This window comes from Pseudomonas sp. C9-3 (assembly GCF_032392015.1).
GTDB lineage: Bacteria > Pseudomonadota > Gammaproteobacteria > Pseudomonadales > Pseudomonadaceae > Pseudomonas > Pseudomonas nitroreducens.
In genome coordinates, this window is sequence record NZ_CP135919.1 from 2,830,818 (window position 1) to 2,848,931 (window position 18,114).

Sequence of the window (18,114 nt, forward strand, 5' to 3'; positions counted from 1 at the left end):
ACATGATTCTGCCCTGGCTAATCCTGATCCCCTTCATCGGCGGCTTCCTTTGCTGGATCGCCGAGTACACCAGCAAGACCCTGCCTCGCTGGGTCGCCCTGGGATCGATGGTCCTCACCCTCGCCCTGAGCCTGTGGGTCTGGCACACCGGTGACTTCCAGCTGGCCCCGGCGCCGGGTGGCGAGCCGCAATGGACCCTGCAGTTCCAGGTACCCTGGATCGAACGCTTCGGCATCAGCGTGCACCTGGCAATGGACGGCCTGTCCCTGCTGATGGTCGCGCTGACCGGCCTGCTCGGCGTGCTGTCCGTCCTCTGCTCGTGGAACGAGATCCAGCGCCGCATCGGCTTCTTCCACCTGAACCTGCTGTGGATCCTGGGCGGCGTCATCGGCGTATTCCTCGCCGTCGACCTGTTCCTGTTCTTCTTCTTCTGGGAAATGATGCTGGTGCCGATGTACTTCCTCATCGCGCTCTGGGGTCATAGCTCGGACGACGGCAAGAAGACCCGCATCTACGCCGCCACCAAGTTCTTCATCTTCACCCAGGCCAGTGGCCTGGTGATGCTGGTGGCAATCCTCGGCCTGGTGTTCGTGCACTACAACACCACCGGCGTGCTGACCTTCAACTACGCCGACCTGCTGAAGACCCAGCTGCCGCCGCACACCGAGTGGATCCTGATGCTCGGCTTCTTCGTCGCCTTCGCGGTGAAGATGCCGGTCGTGCCGGTGCACTCCTGGCTGCCGGACGCCCATGCCCAGGCACCGACCGCTGGTTCCGTGGACCTCGCCGGCATCCTGCTGAAGACCGCCGCCTACGGCCTGATCCGCTTCGCCCTGCCGCTGTTCCCCAACGCCTCGGCCGAGTTCGCCCCGATCGCCATGACCCTGGGTCTGATCGGCATCTTCTATGGCGCCTTCCTGTCGTTCGCGCAGACCGACATCAAGCGTCTGGTGGCCTACTCCTCCGTGTCGCACATGGGCTTCGTGATGATCGGCATCTACTCCGGCAGCCCCCAGGCGCTGCAGGGCGTAGTGGTGCAGATGATCGCCCACGGTCTTTCCGCCGCCGCGCTGTTCATCCTGTGTGGTCAGCTGTACGAGCGCCTGCACACCCGTGACATGCGCAAGATGGGGGGCCTGTGGTCGCGCATCCCGTACCTGCCGGCAGTGGCGCTGTTCTTCGCCACCGCGTCGCTGGGCCTGCCGGGCACCGGCAACTTCGTCGGCGAATTCCTGATCCTGCTGGGCAGCTTCAAGGTGGTTCCGGTGATCACCGTGATCGCCACCTTCGGCCTGGTGTTCGGCTCGGTCTACTCGCTGATCATGATCCACCGCGCGTACTTCGGCCCGTCCAAGTCCGACACCGCCATCGCCGGCCTGAACTTCCGCGAACTGAGCATGGTGCTCGGCCTGGCGGTGTTGCTGATCCTGCTCGGCGTTTACCCGCAGCCGGTTCTCGACACCTCCGCGGCCACCATGCACGGCGTCCAGCAGTGGCTGGGTGCCGCCCTTTCCACCCTGGCAGTACGGTGAGCGCGACATGACCTTCACGATTCAACACTTCATCGCGCTCCTGCCACTGCTCATCACCAGCGCCACCCTGGTGGTGGTGATGCTCGCCGTGGCCTGGAAGCGTAACCACTCGATGACCGCCACCCTCTCGGTGATCGGTCTAAACCTGGCGTTGCTGTCGATCTTCCCGGTGCTGAAAGTCACCCCGATCGAAGTCACCCCGCTGATGCTGGTGGACAACTTCGCCTGCTTCTACATGGCGCTGATCCTGGTCGCCGCCCTCGCCTGCACCACGCTCGCCCATGCCTACATGGAGAGCTTCCCGGGTAACCGCGAAGAGCTCTACCTGCTCCTGCTGCTGTCCACCGCGGGCGGCCTGGTGCTGGTCAGCGCGCAGAACCTGGCCGGTCTGTTCATCGGCCTGGAGCTGCTGTCGGTGCCGGTCTACGGCATGGTGGCCTACGCCTTCTTCAACAAGCGCACCCTCGAAGCGGGCATCAAGTACACCGTACTGTCCGCCGCCGGCTCGGCTTTCCTGCTGTTCGGCATGGCCCTGCTCTATGCCGAATCCGGCAGCCTGAGCTTCGCCGGTATCGGTGCGTCGCTGGCAGAAGGCACCAGCCATGGCCCGCTGCTGTCCATCGGCGTCGGCATGATGATCGTCGGCCTGGGCTTCAAGCTGTCGCTCGCGCCGTTCCACCTGTGGACCCCGGACGTCTACGAAGGCGCCCCGGCTCCGGTAGCGACCTTCCTCGCCACCGCCAGCAAGGTCGCCGTGTTCGCCGTGCTGCTGCGCCTGTTCCAGATCGCTCCGGCGGCCCTGAACAACGGCCTGCTGCATGACGCTATCGCGGTCATCGCCATTGCCTCGATCCTGATCGGCAACCTGCTGGCGCTGACCCAGAGCAACATCAAGCGCCTGCTCGGCTACTCGTCCATCGCCCACTTCGGCTACCTGCTGATCGCCCTGGTGGCGAGCAAGGGCCTGGCCGTGGAAGCTGTCGGCGTGTACCTGACCACCTACGTGGTTACCACCCTGGGCGCCTTCGGCGTCGTCACCCTGATGTCCACCCCGTACAGCGGCCGCGACGCCGACGCGCTGTTCGAGTACCGCGGCCTGTTCTGGCGCCGCCCGGTGCTGACCGCGGTGATGACCGTGATGATGCTGTCCCTGGCCGGCATCCCGCTGACCGCCGGCTTCATCGGCAAGTTCTACATTGTCGCCACCGGCGTCGAGTCGCAGCACTGGTGGCTGGTCGGCTCGCTGGTACTGGGCAGCGCCATCGGCCTGTTCTACTACCTGCGCGTGATGGTGACCATGTTCCTGGTCGAGCCCAACATGAAGCGCCACGACGCGCCCCTGGACTGGGCCCAGCGCGCCGGCGGCATCATGCTGGTGGCCATCGCCCTGCTCGCCTTCTTCCTCGGCGTCTACCCGCAACCGCTGCTGGATATCCTCCAGCACAGCGGCCTGGTAGCCGTCGCCGGCTAAGGTCGACAGGCAACAAAAAACCCCGCTTCGGCGGGGTTTTTATTGGGCGCAATTCATGCGCGGTGCCTTTTTGTAGGAGCGAGCTTGCTCGCGAACACCCTCCGCTGCGAGGCCGGGTTCGCGAGCAAGCTCGCTCCTACAGTTCTGGCGCCCTATTCCGCGCCCTTGGTCACTTCACCTTCACGGCCGGTGAACAGATCCCACGACGCCATGAACAGCGCTGCGATCAGCGGGCCGATGACGAAGCCGTTGAGGCCGAACAGCGACATGCCGCCGAGGGTGGAGATCAGCACCACGTAGTCGGGCATCTTGGTGTCCTTGCCCACCAGAATGGGGCGCAGGATGTTGTCCACCAGGCCGATCACCACCACGCAGAACAATGTCAGCACCACGCCCTGCCAGATCGCCCCGGTGAGCAGGAAGTAGGCGGCCACCGGCACCCAGATCAGCCCCGCGCCGATAGCCGGCAGCAGCGAGAGGAAGGCCATCAGCGTGCCCCAGAGCAGCGAGCCCTGGATGCCAAGGAACCAGAAGATCAGCCCGCCCAGTGCACCCTGGGTCGCGGCGACAGCAATGTTGCCCTTCACCGTGGCGCGGATCACCGTGGTGAACTTGGTGAACAGGTGCTGCTTGTGGTCGATGCTCAACGGCACCGCCTGCTTGATCCGCCGCCCCAGCGCCGGGCCGTCGCGCAGCAGGAAGAACAGCAGGTAGAGCATGATGCCGAAGCTGATGACGAACTCGAAGGTGTTCTGGCCAATGCTGAACGCCTTGGTCGCCACCAGTTGGCTCGCCTGCATCGCACCGGAGGAGAGCTTCTCCTGCAGGCTGGACAGGTCGGCCAGGTCGAAGCGCTCCAGCCATTGGTGCGCCCAGGCTGGCAGTGCGGCCACGGCCTGCTGGAAGTAGGTGACGAAGTTCAGCTCACCGGACTTCAGGCGCTGATACACCGTGGCGCCCTCCTGCACCAGCGCGCCGGCGATGAAGGTTACCGGCAGGATCACGATCAGGAAGCAGATTGCCAGGGTGATCAGCGCCGCCAGGTTGTTGCGCCCGTTCAGGCGCACCCGCAGGCGGCGCTGCAAGGGGGCGAAGATGATCGCCAGGATGGTGCCCCAGAACACTGCGCCGTAGAACGGCAGCAGTATCCAGGCGAAGGCGATGGTCACCACCGCCAGCAGGGCGAGGAACGTCCGGTATTCCAGTTTCGAGTCGAGCATGAGCGGGTCCGTGCGTGGGAAACCTGCTCATTAGTCAGCAGATGGCCTGCCGAGTGCAACTTTACCTGCGCATTTCCCCGCGCCAGGCCTTACAGCACCATCGCCGCGACCCAGCCGAAGACCATCAGCGGCAGGTTGTAGTGCAGGAAGGTCGGTACCACAGTGTCCCAGATGTGGTTGTGCTGGCCGTCCACGTTCAGGCCGGAGGTCGGGCCAAGGGTGGAGTCCGACGCCGGCGAGCCGGCATCACCCAGCGCTCCCGCGGTACCGACGATGCTGACGATGGCCAGCGGGCTGAAGCCCAGGTGCACCGCCAGCGGCACGAAGATCGCCGCAATGATCGGCACCGTAGAGAACGACGAGCCGATGCCCATGGTCACCAACAACCCCACCAGCAGCATCATGAAGGCGCCCAGCGCCTTGCTGCTGCCAATCCAGCCCGCGGCGCTGTCCACCAGGCTGGCGACCTGCCCGGTGGCCGTCATCACGGCGGCGAAGCCCTGGGCGGCGATCATGATGAAACCGATCATCGCCATCATCTTCATGCCTTCGGTGAACAGGTCGTCCGCCTCCTTCCAGCGCACCACGCCGGACAGCGAGAACACCAGGAAACCCACCAGTGCGCCGAGGATCATCGAGTCCAGCAGCAGTTGCACGGCGAACGCCGCCACCACGGCGACGCCGGCCACGGCGAGGCTCATCTTGCTGTAGGGGGTATCGACCCGCTCAGCCTGTTCGATGCGTTCCAGATCGTAATCACGCTTGCGCCGGTAGCTGAAGCACACCGCGATCAGCAACCCGCAGACCATGCCCAGCGCCGGGATCAGCATGGCGTGGGTGACGTTGATGCCCTGCACGTCGACGCCCGCGCGCGCCACGTTGGCCAGCAGGATCTGGTTCAGGAAGATGTTGCCGAAACCCACCGGCAGGAACATGTAGGGCGTGATCAGGCCAAAGGTGATGACGCAGGCGATCAGCCGGCGGTCGATCTGCAGGCGCGTCAGGACGTAGAGCAGTGGCGGCACCAGCAGCGGAATGAAGGCGATGTGGATCGGCAGGATATTCTGCGAGGAGATCGCCACCACCAGCAGCAGGGCAATCATCATCCACTTGAAGGCACTGGAACCGTTTGCCTCATGCCGGCCGAGCATCGCCAGGGCGCGGTCGGCCAGGGCGTGCGCCATTCCGGAGCGCGCGATGGCCACGGCGAAGGCGCCGAGCATGGCGTAGGACAACGCCACCGTCGCACCGGCACCCAGGCCCTCGTTGAACGCCTTGAGCGTGCCATCCATGCCCAGGCCGCCGAGCAGACCACCTGCCACTGCACCGGCGATCAGCGCGACCACCACATGCACGCGACACAGGCTCAACACCAGCATCAGGCCAATGGCGATCAACACCGCATTCATTCCAGCACTCCTTCCAGGGCTCGCCGCGCCAGGGCGCGGGCAAAAGGCGCGCACTCTGCCAAACGCTCGCCGGGGTGTCAAAATTTCAGTCGAATCAAGACGTTTCCGAGTTCGCCTGGCAGGACTTTCACGCAGACGAGCACGCTTCTTGCCTGGCTTTTCGCCGCCCGTCGGCCAGGCACGCCAGAATCGCCTGTTTTCTGGCGTTTCGCCCCGTCGCGGGTCAAGAAGATGCGGGAAAGGCCGATATAGCTGGCATCCCGAGGCTTAGTTCAAACAAGGATTCCCCTCCATGCTTCTGCGCCGTCTTTCCATCCAGTGGAAGATCACCTTGCTTGCCGGGCTCTGCCTGCTCGGCGTTGTCTCGCTGCTGTCCGGGCTGTCCGTTTACCGCACCCAGCACAGTACCGCGCTGGTCAAGCAATCGAGCACGCAGATGCTCGACGAAGCAGCCAAGGCCCGCCTGCAATCACGCGGTGAAGTCCAGGCCATGCGCATCCAGCGCTACATCATGGACGCCTATCAATATGGCAAGGGTTTCTCACGGCAGGTGCTGTTCCTGCGTGACCAGGCGCAGAAGCGCTTCCTCGATGCCTACGACCTGCGCGAGGACCTGACCCGCCAGGTGAAGACCGCGCTGGAAGGCAACCCGGAACTGCTCGGCCTCTACGTCGCCTTCGAACCCGACGCGCTGGATGGCAAGGACAAGCTGTTCGCCGGCCAGGGCGAACTGGGCAGCAATGATGCCGGTCGCTTCTCCATCTACTGGTCCCAGGCCACGCCGGGTCACCTCGAGTCCGAGGCCATGGCCGAATCGCTGCTCAACGACACCAGCCCCGGCCCCAGCGGCAGCGCCTACAACGCCTGGTTCACCTGCCCCAAGACCACCGGCCAGCCCTGCGTGCTCGATCCGTATTTCGACGACGTGGGCAGCAAGAAGATGCTGATGACCAGCATCGCCTTCCCGCTGGAGCTGGACGGCAAGGTCATCGGCGTCATGGGCCTGGACATCAGCATGGAGAAGCTGCAGGAAATTGCCGTGGAAGGCAGCCAGGAACTCTATGACGGCCAGGGCCGCGTCAGCATCGTCAGCGCGGCAGGCCTGCTCGCCGGTCACAGCGCGGATGCCTCGAAGCTGAGCAAGAACCTCAAGGAGGTCTACCCGAACCAGGGCGCCGACCTGCTGCAGGCCATCGCCGCCAACCATGAGCAGGTGTTCCGCCAGGACGACCAATTGCGCGTAGTCGAACCGTTGCAGCCGATCCCCGGCTCCAAACCCTGGGGCGTGCTGCTGGAAGTCCCGCAGAACGTCCTGCTCGGCCCGGCCATCGAACTGCAGAACGAGTTGGATAACCAGCGTGTGCAAGGCACCGTCTCGCAGTTGGGCTTCGGCCTGATCGCCGTGCTGATCGGCCTGTTCGCCATGTGGCTGACTGCCCGCGGCGTGACCCGTCCGATCCTCGGTGTGGCCGCCATGCTGCGCAATATCGCCAGCGGCGAAGGTGACCTGACCAAGCGCCTGGACTACGCCGGCAAGGACGAACTGGGCGAGCTGGCCGGCTGGTTCAACCGCTTCCTCGACAAGCTGCAGCCGATCATCCGCGACGTGAAATCCTCGGTGCACGACGCCCGCGCCACTGCTGATCAATCCTCGGAAATCGCCAGCCAGACCAGTGCCGGCATGCAGCAGCAGTTCCGCGAAGTCGACCAGGTCGCCACCGCCTCGCAGGAGATGAGCGCGACCGCCCACGACGTCGCCAATAGCGCCGCCATGGCCGCCGACGCTGCGCGTGGCGCTGATGGTGCGACCCGCGATGGTCTCAACGTGATCGATAACACCACCCGCCTGATCGACGAACTGGCCAGCGACATGAGTAGCGCCATGAGCCAGGTGGAAGGCTTGGCGGCGAGCAGCGAGCAGATCGGCTCGGTGCTGGAAGTCATTCGCGGCATCGCCGAGCAGACCAACCTGCTGGCGCTCAACGCCGCCATCGAAGCGGCCCGCGCCGGTGAAGCCGGGCGCGGCTTCGCGGTGGTCGCCGACGAGGTGCGCAACCTCGCCAAGCGCACCCAGGATTCGGTGGAGGAAATCCGCCAGGTCATCGAAGGCCTGCAGAACGGCACCCGCGACGTGGTCGGCGCGATGAGCAACAGTCACCGCCAGGCGCAGGACAGCGTGTCCCAGGTCGAACAGGCCGTGGCCGCGCTCAAACGCATCGGCGATGCCGTCAGCGTGATCACTGACATGAACCTGCAGATCGCCAGCGCCGCCGAGGAACAGAGCGCGGTGGCCGAGGAGATCAACCGCAACGTGGCGGGAATCCGTGATGTGACCGAGTCGCTGTCGAGCCAGGCACAGGAATCGGCGCAGGTGAGCCAGTCGCTGAACAAGCTGGCGAACCATCAGCAGGGGTTGATGGATCAGTTCCGCGTTTGACCCTGACCTCCGGAGCTCGGACTTTCCCGCCCTCTCCCAGAGGGAGAGGGCGCAGCCTGTAGCGGCCGGTGAGGTCGATGCTCTTCCTGCGCCATCGCTAACCGGCTGACGCCGTTCTCTCATTGCACGCCGAACGGTCCCCTCTCCCTCTGGGAGAGGGTTAGGGTGAGGGCCGGCCCCAGCAGCACGGATACGTCCCGCAAGAGCCTATAGCCGCTGAACTCACGCCACGGCTTTCTCACGAACCGAACCGCACGTCGCCCATCACGGAGGAAGTCCGCTCCTGCGAAAGCCGGCCGCAGCGGATGGTCACACCGCGCGCCGTGGCAGCTCGACGACTACGCGCAACCCACCCAGCTCACTGCTTTCCAGCTTCAGGCTGCCACCGCATGCCGCCGCGATATCCCGCGCGATGCCCAGGCCCAGACCATGCCCGGCCACCTGCTCATCCAGCCGAGTACCACGTTCCAACACGCTGTCTCGCTGATCCTCGGCAATGCCGGGACCATCGTCGTCCACGCTCAGCCGGTATGCGTCTGCGCCCTTCTCCACCGTCAACCGCACCTGGGCATCGGCCCATTTGCAGGCGTTGTCCAGCAGATTACCGAGCATCTCCAGCAGGTCTTCCCGGTCATACGGCAAGCGCGTGGCGGGCGGCGCCTGCCAGTCGATGGCGAGGTGATCGCCATGAATGAGCTTGAGCATGTCGCACAGGCTGGGCAACTCGGCATCACAGTCGAAGTGCGCGCCAGGTAATGCCTCGCCCACCAACCGTGCACGCCCCAGTTCGCGGGCCAGGCGCTGTTCGATCTGCTCCAACTGCTCCTGCAGCACTCGCCGCAGCTCCGGGTGATCACGCAGTTCTTCGCGGTCGGCAAGGCTGATGAGCACCGCCAGCGGGGTTTTCAGGGCATGGCCCAGGTTGCCCAGCGCATTGCGCGAGCGGCGCAGGGTATCCTCGGTGTGCTGCAGCAGGTGGTTGGTCTGTTCCACCAACGGCTCCAGCTCACGGGGCACCTGGCTGTCCAACTGGCTGCGCTGACCTTCCTGCAACTGTGCAATCTGCTGGCGTACCCGCTCCAGCGGGCGCAGGGCACGGCGCACGGTGAAGCCCTGGAATACCAGGATCAGCAGCAACGCCAGGGCTCCGGCGCCCAGGCCGATATTGCGCAGACGATTGAAGCTCTTGAGGACGGGCGTGTAGTCCTGGGCAACGACGATGCTGATTTTCTTGCCGTAGCGCTTGTAGTCGCCGCGATAGACCAGCAGCCGCTGGCCTTCGGGGCCTTTCTCCAGCGACTTGGCCAGCCCCTTGTGCGAGGGCAGCTTCAGCTCGTTGTCCCACAGCGATCGCGAACGCCAGGTCTGCTCGTCGAAGCGGATGACGAAGTAGCGCCCGGAGAACAGCCGCTCATAGGCCGCATCGACCCGCTGGCCGTCCAGCTGCAACCCCGCGGGGCCACGGGTGATACCCACCAGCAGGCTTTCCGCCTCGTCCTGCAAGCCGTTCACCAGGTAGCGGCGCAAGCCCTGGTCGAACAGCCAGAGGCCCGCCTGGGCCAGCACGAGACCGACCACCACCAGTACCACACCCAGCCCGAGACCGAGCCGGCGCTGGATCGATATCAATTGGCGGCTCCGTTGCCGGTGAAGCGATAGCCCTGCCCGCGACGGGTCTCGATGATCTCGCGGCCCAGCTTGCGGCGCAGGTGATTGATATGCACCTCGATGACATTGGAGTCGCGCTCGGTCTCGCCGTCATACAGGTGCTCGGCCAGGTGCGACTTCGACAGCAACTGACCGGGATGCAGCATGAAGTACCGCAGCAGACGGAACTCGGCGGAAGTCAGGTCGACTTCCTTACCGCCCTGCTGCACGCACTGGCGCGATTCATCCAGGCTCAACCCGGCCACTTCCAGCTGGCTCTGGTTCGCCAGCCCACGGGCACGCCGCAGCAGCGCCTGGATACGCAACAACAGCTCTTCGGGATGAAACGGCTTGGTCAGATAGTCATCGGCACCGGCCTTCAGGCCGTCGATGCGCTCGGCCCAGGAGCCCCGTGCGGTGAGAATCAGCACTGGCGTCGCCAGGCCCATGCCGCGCCACTCCTGCAGCACCTCCAGCCCCGGGCGGCCCGGCAGGCCCAGGTCGAGAACGACCAGGTCGTACGGCTCGCTGGCGCCTTGCACTGCAGCGTCGCGCCCGTCGGCCAGCCAGTCCACCGCATAGCCCTGGCGGGTAAGGGTCGCCAGTAGCTCGTCAGCCAGGGGTACGTGGTCTTCCACCAGCAACAGGCGCATCAGTCGTCTTCCTTATCCTTGAGGATGCGGCCATCGCGGGCATCCAGTTCCAGTTCGCGCACCACACCGTCGACGGTGAGCAACTCCACTTCGTAAATGTAGTTGCCGTGCTCCCTCTCCAGCTCGGCTTCGAGCAGGCGCGAGCCTGGGTAGCGGCTCAGCGCGGCGGGGAGGATTTCCTCGAAGGGGCGGATAACCCCTTCCTTGCTCAGGCGCAGGGCTTCGTCCTGGCTCAGGTCATGGGCCTGCGCGGCGCCGGCCAGGGCGGTGAGCCCCAGGCCGAACAGCATCGCGCGCAGCGAAACGGTCTTCATCAGTCATCCTGGTGATCGGTGAGGACTTCGCCGGTGACCGCATCCAGTTCGACATCCCACTTCACGCCCAGGGCGTCCTTGATGTCGACCTTGTAGAGATAGCGGCCATGCTCCAGCTCGAGCTCGCTATCGTACACCGAACCGCCGGCATGCTTGGTCAGCGCGGTGCGGTTGAGCTCCTCGAAATTGCGGATGGTGCCCGCATCGCGCAGGCGCAACGCCTCGTCCGGACCAATATCATGGGCTGTGGCAACGCCGGCACCCAGCAGCAGTGCGGAGAGCGTGGTCAGGATCAGCAGCCATTTCATGAGCGTACCTCGTCAGAATTTCACTGCTGTCAGATTAAGGTGAAGGACTTAATTCAAGCTGAATCGGCAACGATCATTCACCCGGTGAAGTATCCTTGCTCCACGCGCACAGGCTCTATAATCGCGGCCTGCCACAGCGAGGCCCGCATGACCGCCATCCAGATCAAGACTTCCTCCCTCACCCTCAAGGCCGGAAGCCGCGCGCTCCAACGCATCCGCGAACAGGGGCTGGCCCCCGCCGATGTAGGAATCCTTCCCGGTGCCGCCGGCGGGCCGAAAGCGCTGGGCATCCAGGGCCTGGACCTCGCGCTGTTCGGCGAATGGTTGCCGCGAGCGCCACGTGAGCGCTCGCTGATCGGGGCGTCCATCGGTTCCTGGCGATTCGCCAGCGCCTGCCTGCCCGACCCGGCCGAAGGCATTCGCCGCCTGGGCGAGCTCTACACCCAGCAACGCTTTGCCCGCAACGCGAGCATCAGCGACGTGTCGAGGAGCTGCGCGAAAATGCTCGACGACCTGCTCGACGGCCGCGACACCAGCGTACTGGACAACCCCTGGTACCGCCTCAACGTGGTGGTGGTGAAAAGCCACGGCCGCCTCGCGCAGGACGGCAAGGCCAACCTGGGCCTGGGCCTGGGGGCGGTGATCCGCGACAACCTGGTCGGCCGCCGCCATCTGCACCGGCACTTCGAACGGCTGATCATCCATGACGCCCGCCGCGCACCGCCGCTGGAGCCGCTGTCGGACTTCCCCTCGCGCTACCTGCATCTGGACCTGGCCAACCTGCGCCACGCCCTGCTCGCCTCCGGATCGATCCCCATGGTCATGGAAGGCGTGCGCGACATTCCCGGCGCCGGCCCCGGCACCTACCGCGACGGCGGCCTGCTGGACTATCACCTGGACCTGCCTTACCAGCCCGAAGGCGTGGTGCTCTACCCGCACTTCACCGACAAGGTCATCCCCGGCTGGTTCGACAAGGGCCTGCCCTGGCGCCGTGGCGACAGCGGCCGCCTGCAGGACGTGTTGCTGCTTGCGCCGTCTAAGGAGTACCTGGCACGGCTGCCGCACAACAAGCTGCCGGATCGCAAGGACTTCCACCGCTACATCGGCGACGACGCGGGCCGCGAGCGCTACTGGCGCAAGGCGATGGATGAAAGCCGGCGGATGGGCGACGAGTTCCTTGAACTGGTAGACAGCGGCCGCCTGGGCGAGCGCCTGCAGCCACTGACATAATCGGCGGATTCACGCATCCGGCAAGGAATCGCTATGCGCCATTCTCGAAAGCTTCGCTCACTCCTGATTTCCCTCCTGCTCGTGGCCGCTGGCACGCAGGCCGCCACCGACGCCAAGGCGCAGCGGGAAATCAGCCAACTGCTCGACTTCGTCGAGCACAGCGGCTGCCAGTTCATCCGTAACGGCAGCGAGTACCCGGCCGCTGAAGCGCGGGCGCACCTGCAGAAGAAGCTGGACTACCTGGAGAACAAGGACATGGTCAGCAGCGCGGAAGACTTCATCGAACGCGCCGCGACCAAGAGCAGCATGAGCGGCCAGCGCTATCAGGTGGATTGCCCGGCGGGCAAGCAGGACGCCAGCGCCTGGCTGAGCAATGAGCTCAGGCGATTGCGCGAGGTACCGCAGGGCAACTGAGCACGTGCGCAGGAGCGAGCTGTGCCCGCATAACGCGTCATAGCGGAACGCCGATCAGCCCGGCTGCCCATCCAGCCGCGGTTTCCAGAACATCGGACCGTAATGCCAGGCGAACATCAGGAAAGCCACGATCCAGCAGGCGGCCGCGACGCTCAAGCCCTCCAGCGGCCACCAGATCACCAGCAGCACCCGCGCGACCACGCCAAGGTTGAGCAGAGCGAACGCCCAGGCCATTGCCTTGGGCGGCTGCAGCGGTCGCCCGGTATGGCCCAGGCTGACGCGGGCGATCATCGCCAGGATGAGGCCGCCCACTCCGCCCACGGTGAGGGCGTGGATCGCCAGGCTGACGTTGAAGGTCGGCGCAAAATTCCACAGCGCCATTCCCGCCGGGGCCAGCAGCATCCACAAGTAGGCCAGGTGCAGCGACCAGAGCAGCGGCACCCCCCAGAAGCCGTTGTCGTACCAACGCCACAAGCGGATCAGGTGCCCCACCGTCAGCGCAGCAAACAGCAAGCCCACCAGCGGGTGCGGGGTCAGGCCAATTCCAACCGCGGTCAGCACCGCCACCAGCAGGGTGCCGCCCAGCAATGAGTTATCCAGCCAGTTCCAGGCTGGCACCTGAGCGGCGCGGCCCAGCCCACGCTGGGTGAAAAAGGGAATCACGCGGCCACCGATCAGCCCCATCAGCGCCGCCACCAGCCATAACGCCCCCAACGCGCCACCGCGCTGCCAGCTCTCGTTACCCATCCAGACGCCGGCCATCACCAGTGCATCGGCGAGCGTCAGCAGGCTCAGCACCACGATGATCGGGTAGTTACGCTTCTGGCGGACCTGCCACAGACTGCGGCCGATGAAGAACGCCAGTGCCGGCATGAACGCCAACTCCAGCACGGTGACCAGCCATAGCGGCGCCCCGACGAGCCAGCCCACCCGCGCCGCCAGCCAGACCAGCGACAGCACCATCAACGGCTTGCCGCTGACGCCGGGGCGCCCGGTCCAGGTCTGCACGGCGGTCAACAGGAAGCCGGCAATGATCGCCGCCGCGAAACCGAAGAGCATTTCATGGCGATGCCAGCCCAGCCAGCCGCCCAGCGGTTGCCACGTGGGCAGCACACCGAGCAGCACGGCCGCCCAGGCCGCGATGGCGATCAGCGCGAACACCGCGCCGCCGAGGAAGAACGGGCGGAACCCCAGGCGCCACAAGGGCGCGATGGTCAGCAGAGCCTTTCGATCAACCAGTAACACAGCAAGCCTCCCAGCCTTCCTTGCGCATCTGATGCTGGGCCACCAGCCGCAGCACGTAGCCCAGCTTCAATAATGTGGGCCCGAGGATGGTGAAGGCATGAGCTGCGACAACGCTTTGCAGGCTCAGATGCCCATCGACGAAATAGGCCCCCGCGATTCCCAGCAGCAGCAACACGAGCCCGCCGGTCAGCAGTGACCAGGACATCGACAGATTGCGTTGCGGGCAGGCGAATAGACGTTCCATCACACACCTCCTCGGGTTGCACCGGCCCGCCATCGGGCCGGTGCTCAGGTTCAGGCCTCCAGCGCGCTGGCCGGGCCGAAGAACTCATAGTGGGACTGTTGCTCGGGTACACCGATTGCACGCAGGTGACGCTTCACCTGGACCATGAACGGCTTGGGCCCGAGGAAATAGGCGTCCAGGTCGCGGTCTTCCGGCAGCCAGTCGGCCAACAACTCCTGGCTGAGGAAGCCTTCCACGTGAGCGACGTCCTGGGCACGTGGCTCGCTGTAGCAGAAGTAATGCTTGAGCTGCGGATGCGCTTCGGACTGCGCCTCGACCCACTCGCGGAACGCATGCACTCCGCCGTGGCGGGCGCAATGGATGAAGTGCACCTCGCGACCGGACTCCAATGCTGGTTTGAGCATGGCCAGCGCCGGGGTGATACCGACGCCGGCAGTGATCAGTGCCAGCGGCTTGTCACCGCTGCGCAGGACGAAATCACCCGCTGGTGGGAACAGGTCCAGTTCATCACCGACGTTCAGGCGGTCGTGCAGGTAGTTCGAAACCTTGCCTTTGGGCTCGCGCTTCACACTGATGCGGTATTCACGGCCATTCGGCGCGTCGGACAGCGAGTAGGTGCGGCGCACTTCTTCCCCACCGATGTCCAGGGACAGCCCGATGTACTGCCCAGGCTGGAAGTCCAGCAGGGGCTCGCCATCCAGCGGCTGGAAGTAGAACGAGGTGATCTCCTCGCTCTCGGCTTCCTTGCGGGCGATGCGGAAGCGCCGGGCGCCACGCCAGCCGCCGCGTTGCTCGGCATTCTGCTGATACACCGACTCCTCGGCGCCGATCAGGATATCGGCCAGTTGGCCGTAAGCGGCTGCCCAGGCATCGATCACTTCCTGCGTGGCGATCTCCTCGCCCAACACTTCACGAATCGCGCGCAGCAGACAGGTGCCGACAATGGGGTAGTGCTCCGGCTGGATCTGCAGTGCCACGTGCTTGTTGACGATCTTCGCCACCAGCGGGCCGAGCTGTTCCAGTTCGTCGATGTGACGGGCATACATCAGCACGCCGTTGGCCAGCGCGCGGGGCTGGTCGCCGGATGCCTGGTGAGCCTGGTTGAACAGCGGACGAACTTCCGGGTACTCGCTGAGCATCATCTTGTAGAAATGCTGGGTCAGGGTCTCTCCGCCAGTCTCCAGCAGAGGGACAGTGGCCTTGACCAGGGTACGGTGTTCGTTGGACAGCATGTGGATTTCCTCGGGTTGGCCAGGCATCGAGTGAGTCTGCCTGTGCTTTCTGAAAGGTGTACTTCAGGAAGCGTGCCAAGCTTGCAGCCCGTGATTTTCGGGCTCTCTGTATATAAATGAGTCATAATGACCCTTATCTACTGATGTCAAAAAGACTTCAAAGAGGTCGAAATGACTCGAAACCCCCTGCTTGCCACTCTCCTCCCCTTGGTCGCCGATCTGTCCCGCGAATTACCGGACGGCGAACGCTACCGCCGCCTGCTCGAAGCCCTTCGCGGCCTGCTGCCTTGCGATGCCACTGCCCTGCTGCGCCTGGAAGGCGACCAACTGGTGCCGTTGGCCGTGGATGGACTCAGCCAGGACACCCTGGGCCGTCGCTTCAAGATCAGTGAGCACCCTCGCCTGCGCGCCCTCATCGAACACCCTGGGCCGACACACTTCGCCGCCGACTGCGGCCTGCCTGATCCCTATGACGGCCTGGTGGAGGGACTCCATGGCGACCTGGAAGTCCACGACTGCCTGGGCTGCCCGCTGTTCCTCGACGGCCAGCCATGGGGCCTTCTGACCCTGGACGCATTGGATCCCGAGCGGTTCTCCACAGGCGACCTGGACAACCTGGAGGCCTTTGCCAGCCTGGCAGCTGCTACGGTCAAGGCCAGCCAGCGCATGCTTGATCTGGCCTTGCGCGCCGACCAGGAGCAGCAGCGCGCGGATGCCTACCAGCGCGCTTCTGACGATCAGCCAAAGGAACTGATTGGCCAGAGCAAGGCCCACCAGGCGCTAATGGGCGAAATCCAGGTGGTTGCCGGGAGCGATCTGAGCGTGCTGATCACTGGAGAAACCGGTGTCGGCAAGGAACTGGTGGCTCAAGCCATCCACTCCAACTCGCTGCGTCGCAGCCAGCCGCTGATCAGCCTGAACTGCGCAGCACTGCCGGAGACCCTGGTGGAAAGCGAGTTGTTTGGCCACGTTCGCGGTGCCTTTTCCGGCGCGGTGGGCGAACGGCGTGGCAAGTTCGAACTGGCCGATGGTGGCACCCTCTTCCTCGACGAAGTCGGCGAGCTGCCGCTGGCGATCCAGGCAAAGCTGCTGCGCGTACTGCAGAGCGGCCAACTGCAACGCCTGGGCTCTGATCGAGAGCACCACGTGGATGTACGCCTGATCGCCGCCACCAACCGTGATCTCGCCGAAGAGGTCCGCGCTGGCCGCTTTCGTGCCGATCTCTACCACCGGCTGAGTGTCTACCCGCTGCGCGTCCCGCCGCTGCGTGAGCGGGGGAACGATATTCTGCTGTTGGCGGGCTACTTCCTCGAACAGAATCGGCCGCGCCTGGGTCTGCGCAGCTTGAGACTTACGCGCGAAGCCCAGGCAGCGCTGGTTGGCTATCCGTGGCCGGGAAACGTACGGGAACTGGAACACCTGATAGGTCGCGCATCGCTGAAGGCGCTCGCGAATCACTCACAGCGCTCGCGCATCCTCAGCCTGGATGTCGATGACCTGACGCTCAACTCCTTGCAGAAGAGCGCAGCAGATGATCTTGCTGGGGAGGTTTCAAGTGGAGTGGACAGCGCGCCGACCGGGGAGCTGCGTCCTGCGGTGGATGCCTTCCAGCGGCGCATGATCAGTCAGAGCCTGGAACGGCACGACGGCAACTGGGCTGCCGTCGCCCGCGACATGGGCCTGGATCGTGCCAACCTCAACCGCCTGGCCAGGCGCCTGGCGATCAAATGAACCCTACCGGACCCGCATGACGCTAGGTGGGCGAAATCGTGAGCGGGTCCGGAGGGTGCCCCTTTCCGACAAAGCGACTGCTGAAATGCTCAGCCAGACTGCCTCGCCGGAGCATCTTCAGGTATCAGAACGCTTTCCGCGGATCAGCAGGTCGACACGACGGTTCGGTGCGTTACAGGCGATCTTATCGTTACGCGAACCACTGTCACATTGCACCACCGGCTCGCTACTGCCGTAACCCACTGCACGAATCGCCTCGGTCCCTACTCCCAGTTGCAGCAGGACACTTTTCACCGTTTGCGCTCGAGCCTCGGACAGGCGCTGATTGGACTGCACACTACCAATCGGATCAGCATGCCCACCCACCTCTACGCTTTCTACATGCTGCGACTTGATCGCTTCGGCAATCTTGCGCAGCTCCGCATGCCCCACGTCGGTGATGTCGGAGTATCCACTCTTGCCAAAGTTGAACAGCACGTCACTGCGCAGGCTCAAACGGGTTTCGGTCTCGCATGGGACCACCGAACTGGCTCGATTGATGACGTGCCTTTGCAAGCGCAGGCCCTGTAATTGCTGCTCGGCATTTTGACGATTCAGGACCACCGGCGTACTCGATTTCGGGTTGGCAGCGACCTTGAGGAAATAGCTCTTTCCACCCTCGAATACTGCAGAGGTACGAGGATTCAACTTGCCCTCATACAGAGGCTCGTCGCCAATGTAAGCCTCCAGAGAATGCTCGCCTGCCGGAACACAGAACACGGTATAACCGCCAGGCATCAAAGCTCCCTGCAACTCACGGTCCACGTAAACATTGGCACCTTGCGTGCCCTGGTCGGCACCGCGAAAGAAAACCACCTGGGATTGCTCGGCTACCACAGCATCCACCGGTTGATAGGCCACGCCAAAGATCGACTCATTGGGACTGGCCAGAACGGAAACACTGCAACTGATAGCTGCACAGAGAACGCTCACTCGGGCCGCCCTGTGCATTGCCTTGTAAATGGGATATTCCATTGAAATGCTCTCC

At 64.5% G+C, this 18,114-nt stretch carries 16 protein-coding genes; 6 read left to right on the plus strand and 10 right to left on the minus strand.

Going from position 1 to position 18,114, the window contains the following annotated elements; translation table 11 throughout:
• Positions 1-2 precede the first annotated feature (2 nt).
• Positions 3-1,532: an NADH-quinone oxidoreductase subunit M gene (gene nuoM / locus RS899_RS12790; RefSeq protein ID WP_054909448.1), complete on the plus strand. Its 1,530-nt coding sequence runs from the start codon at positions 3-5 to the stop codon at positions 1,530-1,532.
• Between the two features lie 7 nt (positions 1,533-1,539).
• Entirely contained in the window at positions 1,540-3,003 is a 1,464-nt protein-coding gene (nuoN, locus tag RS899_RS12795; protein WP_315810118.1) for an NADH-quinone oxidoreductase subunit NuoN, read from the plus strand.
• 152 nt (positions 3,004-3,155) lie between these two features.
• Here the strand turns inward: nuoN and RS899_RS12800 are convergent, their stop codons facing one another.
• A complete protein-coding gene (locus RS899_RS12800; RefSeq protein ID WP_054909450.1) occupies positions 3,156-4,223 on the minus strand; it encodes an AI-2E family transporter in 1,068 nt (355 codons plus the stop codon).
• Between the two features lie 89 nt (positions 4,224-4,312).
• Positions 4,313-5,632, minus strand: a complete 1,320-nt coding sequence (locus RS899_RS12805) for a Na+/H+ antiporter family protein (protein WP_054909451.1) — start codon at positions 5,630-5,632, stop codon at positions 4,313-4,315.
• Between the two features lie 292 nt (positions 5,633-5,924).
• Here RS899_RS12805 and RS899_RS30960 point away from each other — a divergent pair, with 292 nt between their 5' ends.
• Entirely contained in the window at positions 5,925-8,069 is a 2,145-nt protein-coding gene (locus RS899_RS30960) for a methyl-accepting chemotaxis protein (RefSeq protein ID WP_054909452.1), read from the plus strand.
• 309 nt (positions 8,070-8,378) lie between these two features.
• Here the strand turns inward: RS899_RS30960 and RS899_RS12815 are convergent, their stop codons facing one another.
• Genes RS899_RS12815 through RS899_RS12830 form a run of 4 tightly spaced genes read right to left on the minus strand, consistent with a single transcriptional unit; the run spans position 8,379 to position 10,991 of the window.
• On the minus strand, positions 8,379-9,698 hold the full coding sequence (locus tag RS899_RS12815) for a sensor histidine kinase (RefSeq protein ID WP_315810119.1): 1,320 nt from the start codon (positions 9,696-9,698) through the stop codon (positions 8,379-8,381).
• Complete coding sequence (locus RS899_RS12820) at positions 9,695-10,369, minus strand: response regulator transcription factor (RefSeq protein ID WP_054909454.1); 675 nt, start codon at positions 10,367-10,369, stop codon at positions 9,695-9,697. The genes RS899_RS12815 and RS899_RS12820 overlap by 4 nt, the downstream gene beginning before the upstream one ends.
• Positions 10,369-10,659 (minus strand): PepSY domain-containing protein, encoded by a 291-nt coding sequence (locus RS899_RS12825; RefSeq protein ID WP_054909470.1) that lies wholly within the window; start codon positions 10,657-10,659, stop codon positions 10,369-10,371. The genes RS899_RS12820 and RS899_RS12825 overlap by 1 nt, the downstream gene beginning before the upstream one ends.
• Positions 10,660-10,682: 23 nt before the next feature.
• Complete coding sequence (locus RS899_RS12830) at positions 10,683-10,991, minus strand: PepSY domain-containing protein (RefSeq protein ID WP_315810120.1); 309 nt, start codon at positions 10,989-10,991, stop codon at positions 10,683-10,685.
• Between the two features lie 147 nt (positions 10,992-11,138).
• On the opposite strand from RS899_RS12830, the gene RS899_RS12835 reads away from it, so the two are divergent.
• On the plus strand, positions 11,139-12,221 hold the full coding sequence (locus RS899_RS12835; protein WP_233300456.1) for a patatin-like phospholipase family protein: 1,083 nt from the start codon (positions 11,139-11,141) through the stop codon (positions 12,219-12,221).
• A gap of 33 nt (positions 12,222-12,254) precedes the next feature.
• Positions 12,255-12,635 carry a DUF5329 domain-containing protein gene (locus RS899_RS12840; protein ID WP_315810121.1) on the plus strand — a complete coding sequence of 127 codons (381 nt, stop codon included), beginning with the start codon at positions 12,255-12,257 and terminating at the stop codon, positions 12,633-12,635.
• Between the two features lie 54 nt (positions 12,636-12,689).
• Here the strand turns inward: RS899_RS12840 and RS899_RS12845 are convergent, their stop codons facing one another.
• From RS899_RS12845 to hmpA, 3 genes are read right to left on the minus strand one after another with little or no spacing between them, the layout of a single operon-like run.
• Positions 12,690-13,880 (minus strand): NnrS family protein, encoded by a 1,191-nt coding sequence (locus tag RS899_RS12845; protein ID WP_315810122.1) that lies wholly within the window; start codon positions 13,878-13,880, stop codon positions 12,690-12,692.
• On the minus strand, positions 13,867-14,124 hold the full coding sequence (locus tag RS899_RS12850; RefSeq protein WP_233300453.1) for a transmembrane sensor/regulator PpyR: 258 nt from the start codon (positions 14,122-14,124) through the stop codon (positions 13,867-13,869). The genes RS899_RS12845 and RS899_RS12850 overlap by 14 nt, the downstream gene beginning before the upstream one ends.
• Before the next feature lie 50 nt (positions 14,125-14,174).
• The gene (hmpA, locus tag RS899_RS12855; RefSeq protein ID WP_315810123.1) at positions 14,175-15,356 is read right to left on the minus strand and encodes an NO-inducible flavohemoprotein; all 1,182 of its coding nucleotides are present in this window, start codon (positions 15,354-15,356) and stop codon (positions 14,175-14,177) included.
• Between the two features lie 171 nt (positions 15,357-15,527).
• On the opposite strand from hmpA, the gene norR reads away from it, so the two are divergent.
• Entirely contained in the window at positions 15,528-17,087 is a 1,560-nt protein-coding gene (gene norR, locus RS899_RS12860; protein ID WP_315810124.1) for a nitric oxide reductase transcriptional regulator NorR, read from the plus strand.
• Between the two features lie 117 nt (positions 17,088-17,204).
• Here norR and RS899_RS12865 read toward each other — a convergent pair whose 3' ends face one another.
• Positions 17,205-18,101, minus strand: coding sequence for an OmpA family protein (locus tag RS899_RS12865; RefSeq protein ID WP_315810125.1), 897 nt, complete (start codon positions 18,099-18,101; stop codon positions 17,205-17,207).
• Between the last annotated feature and the right edge of the window lie 13 nt (positions 18,102-18,114).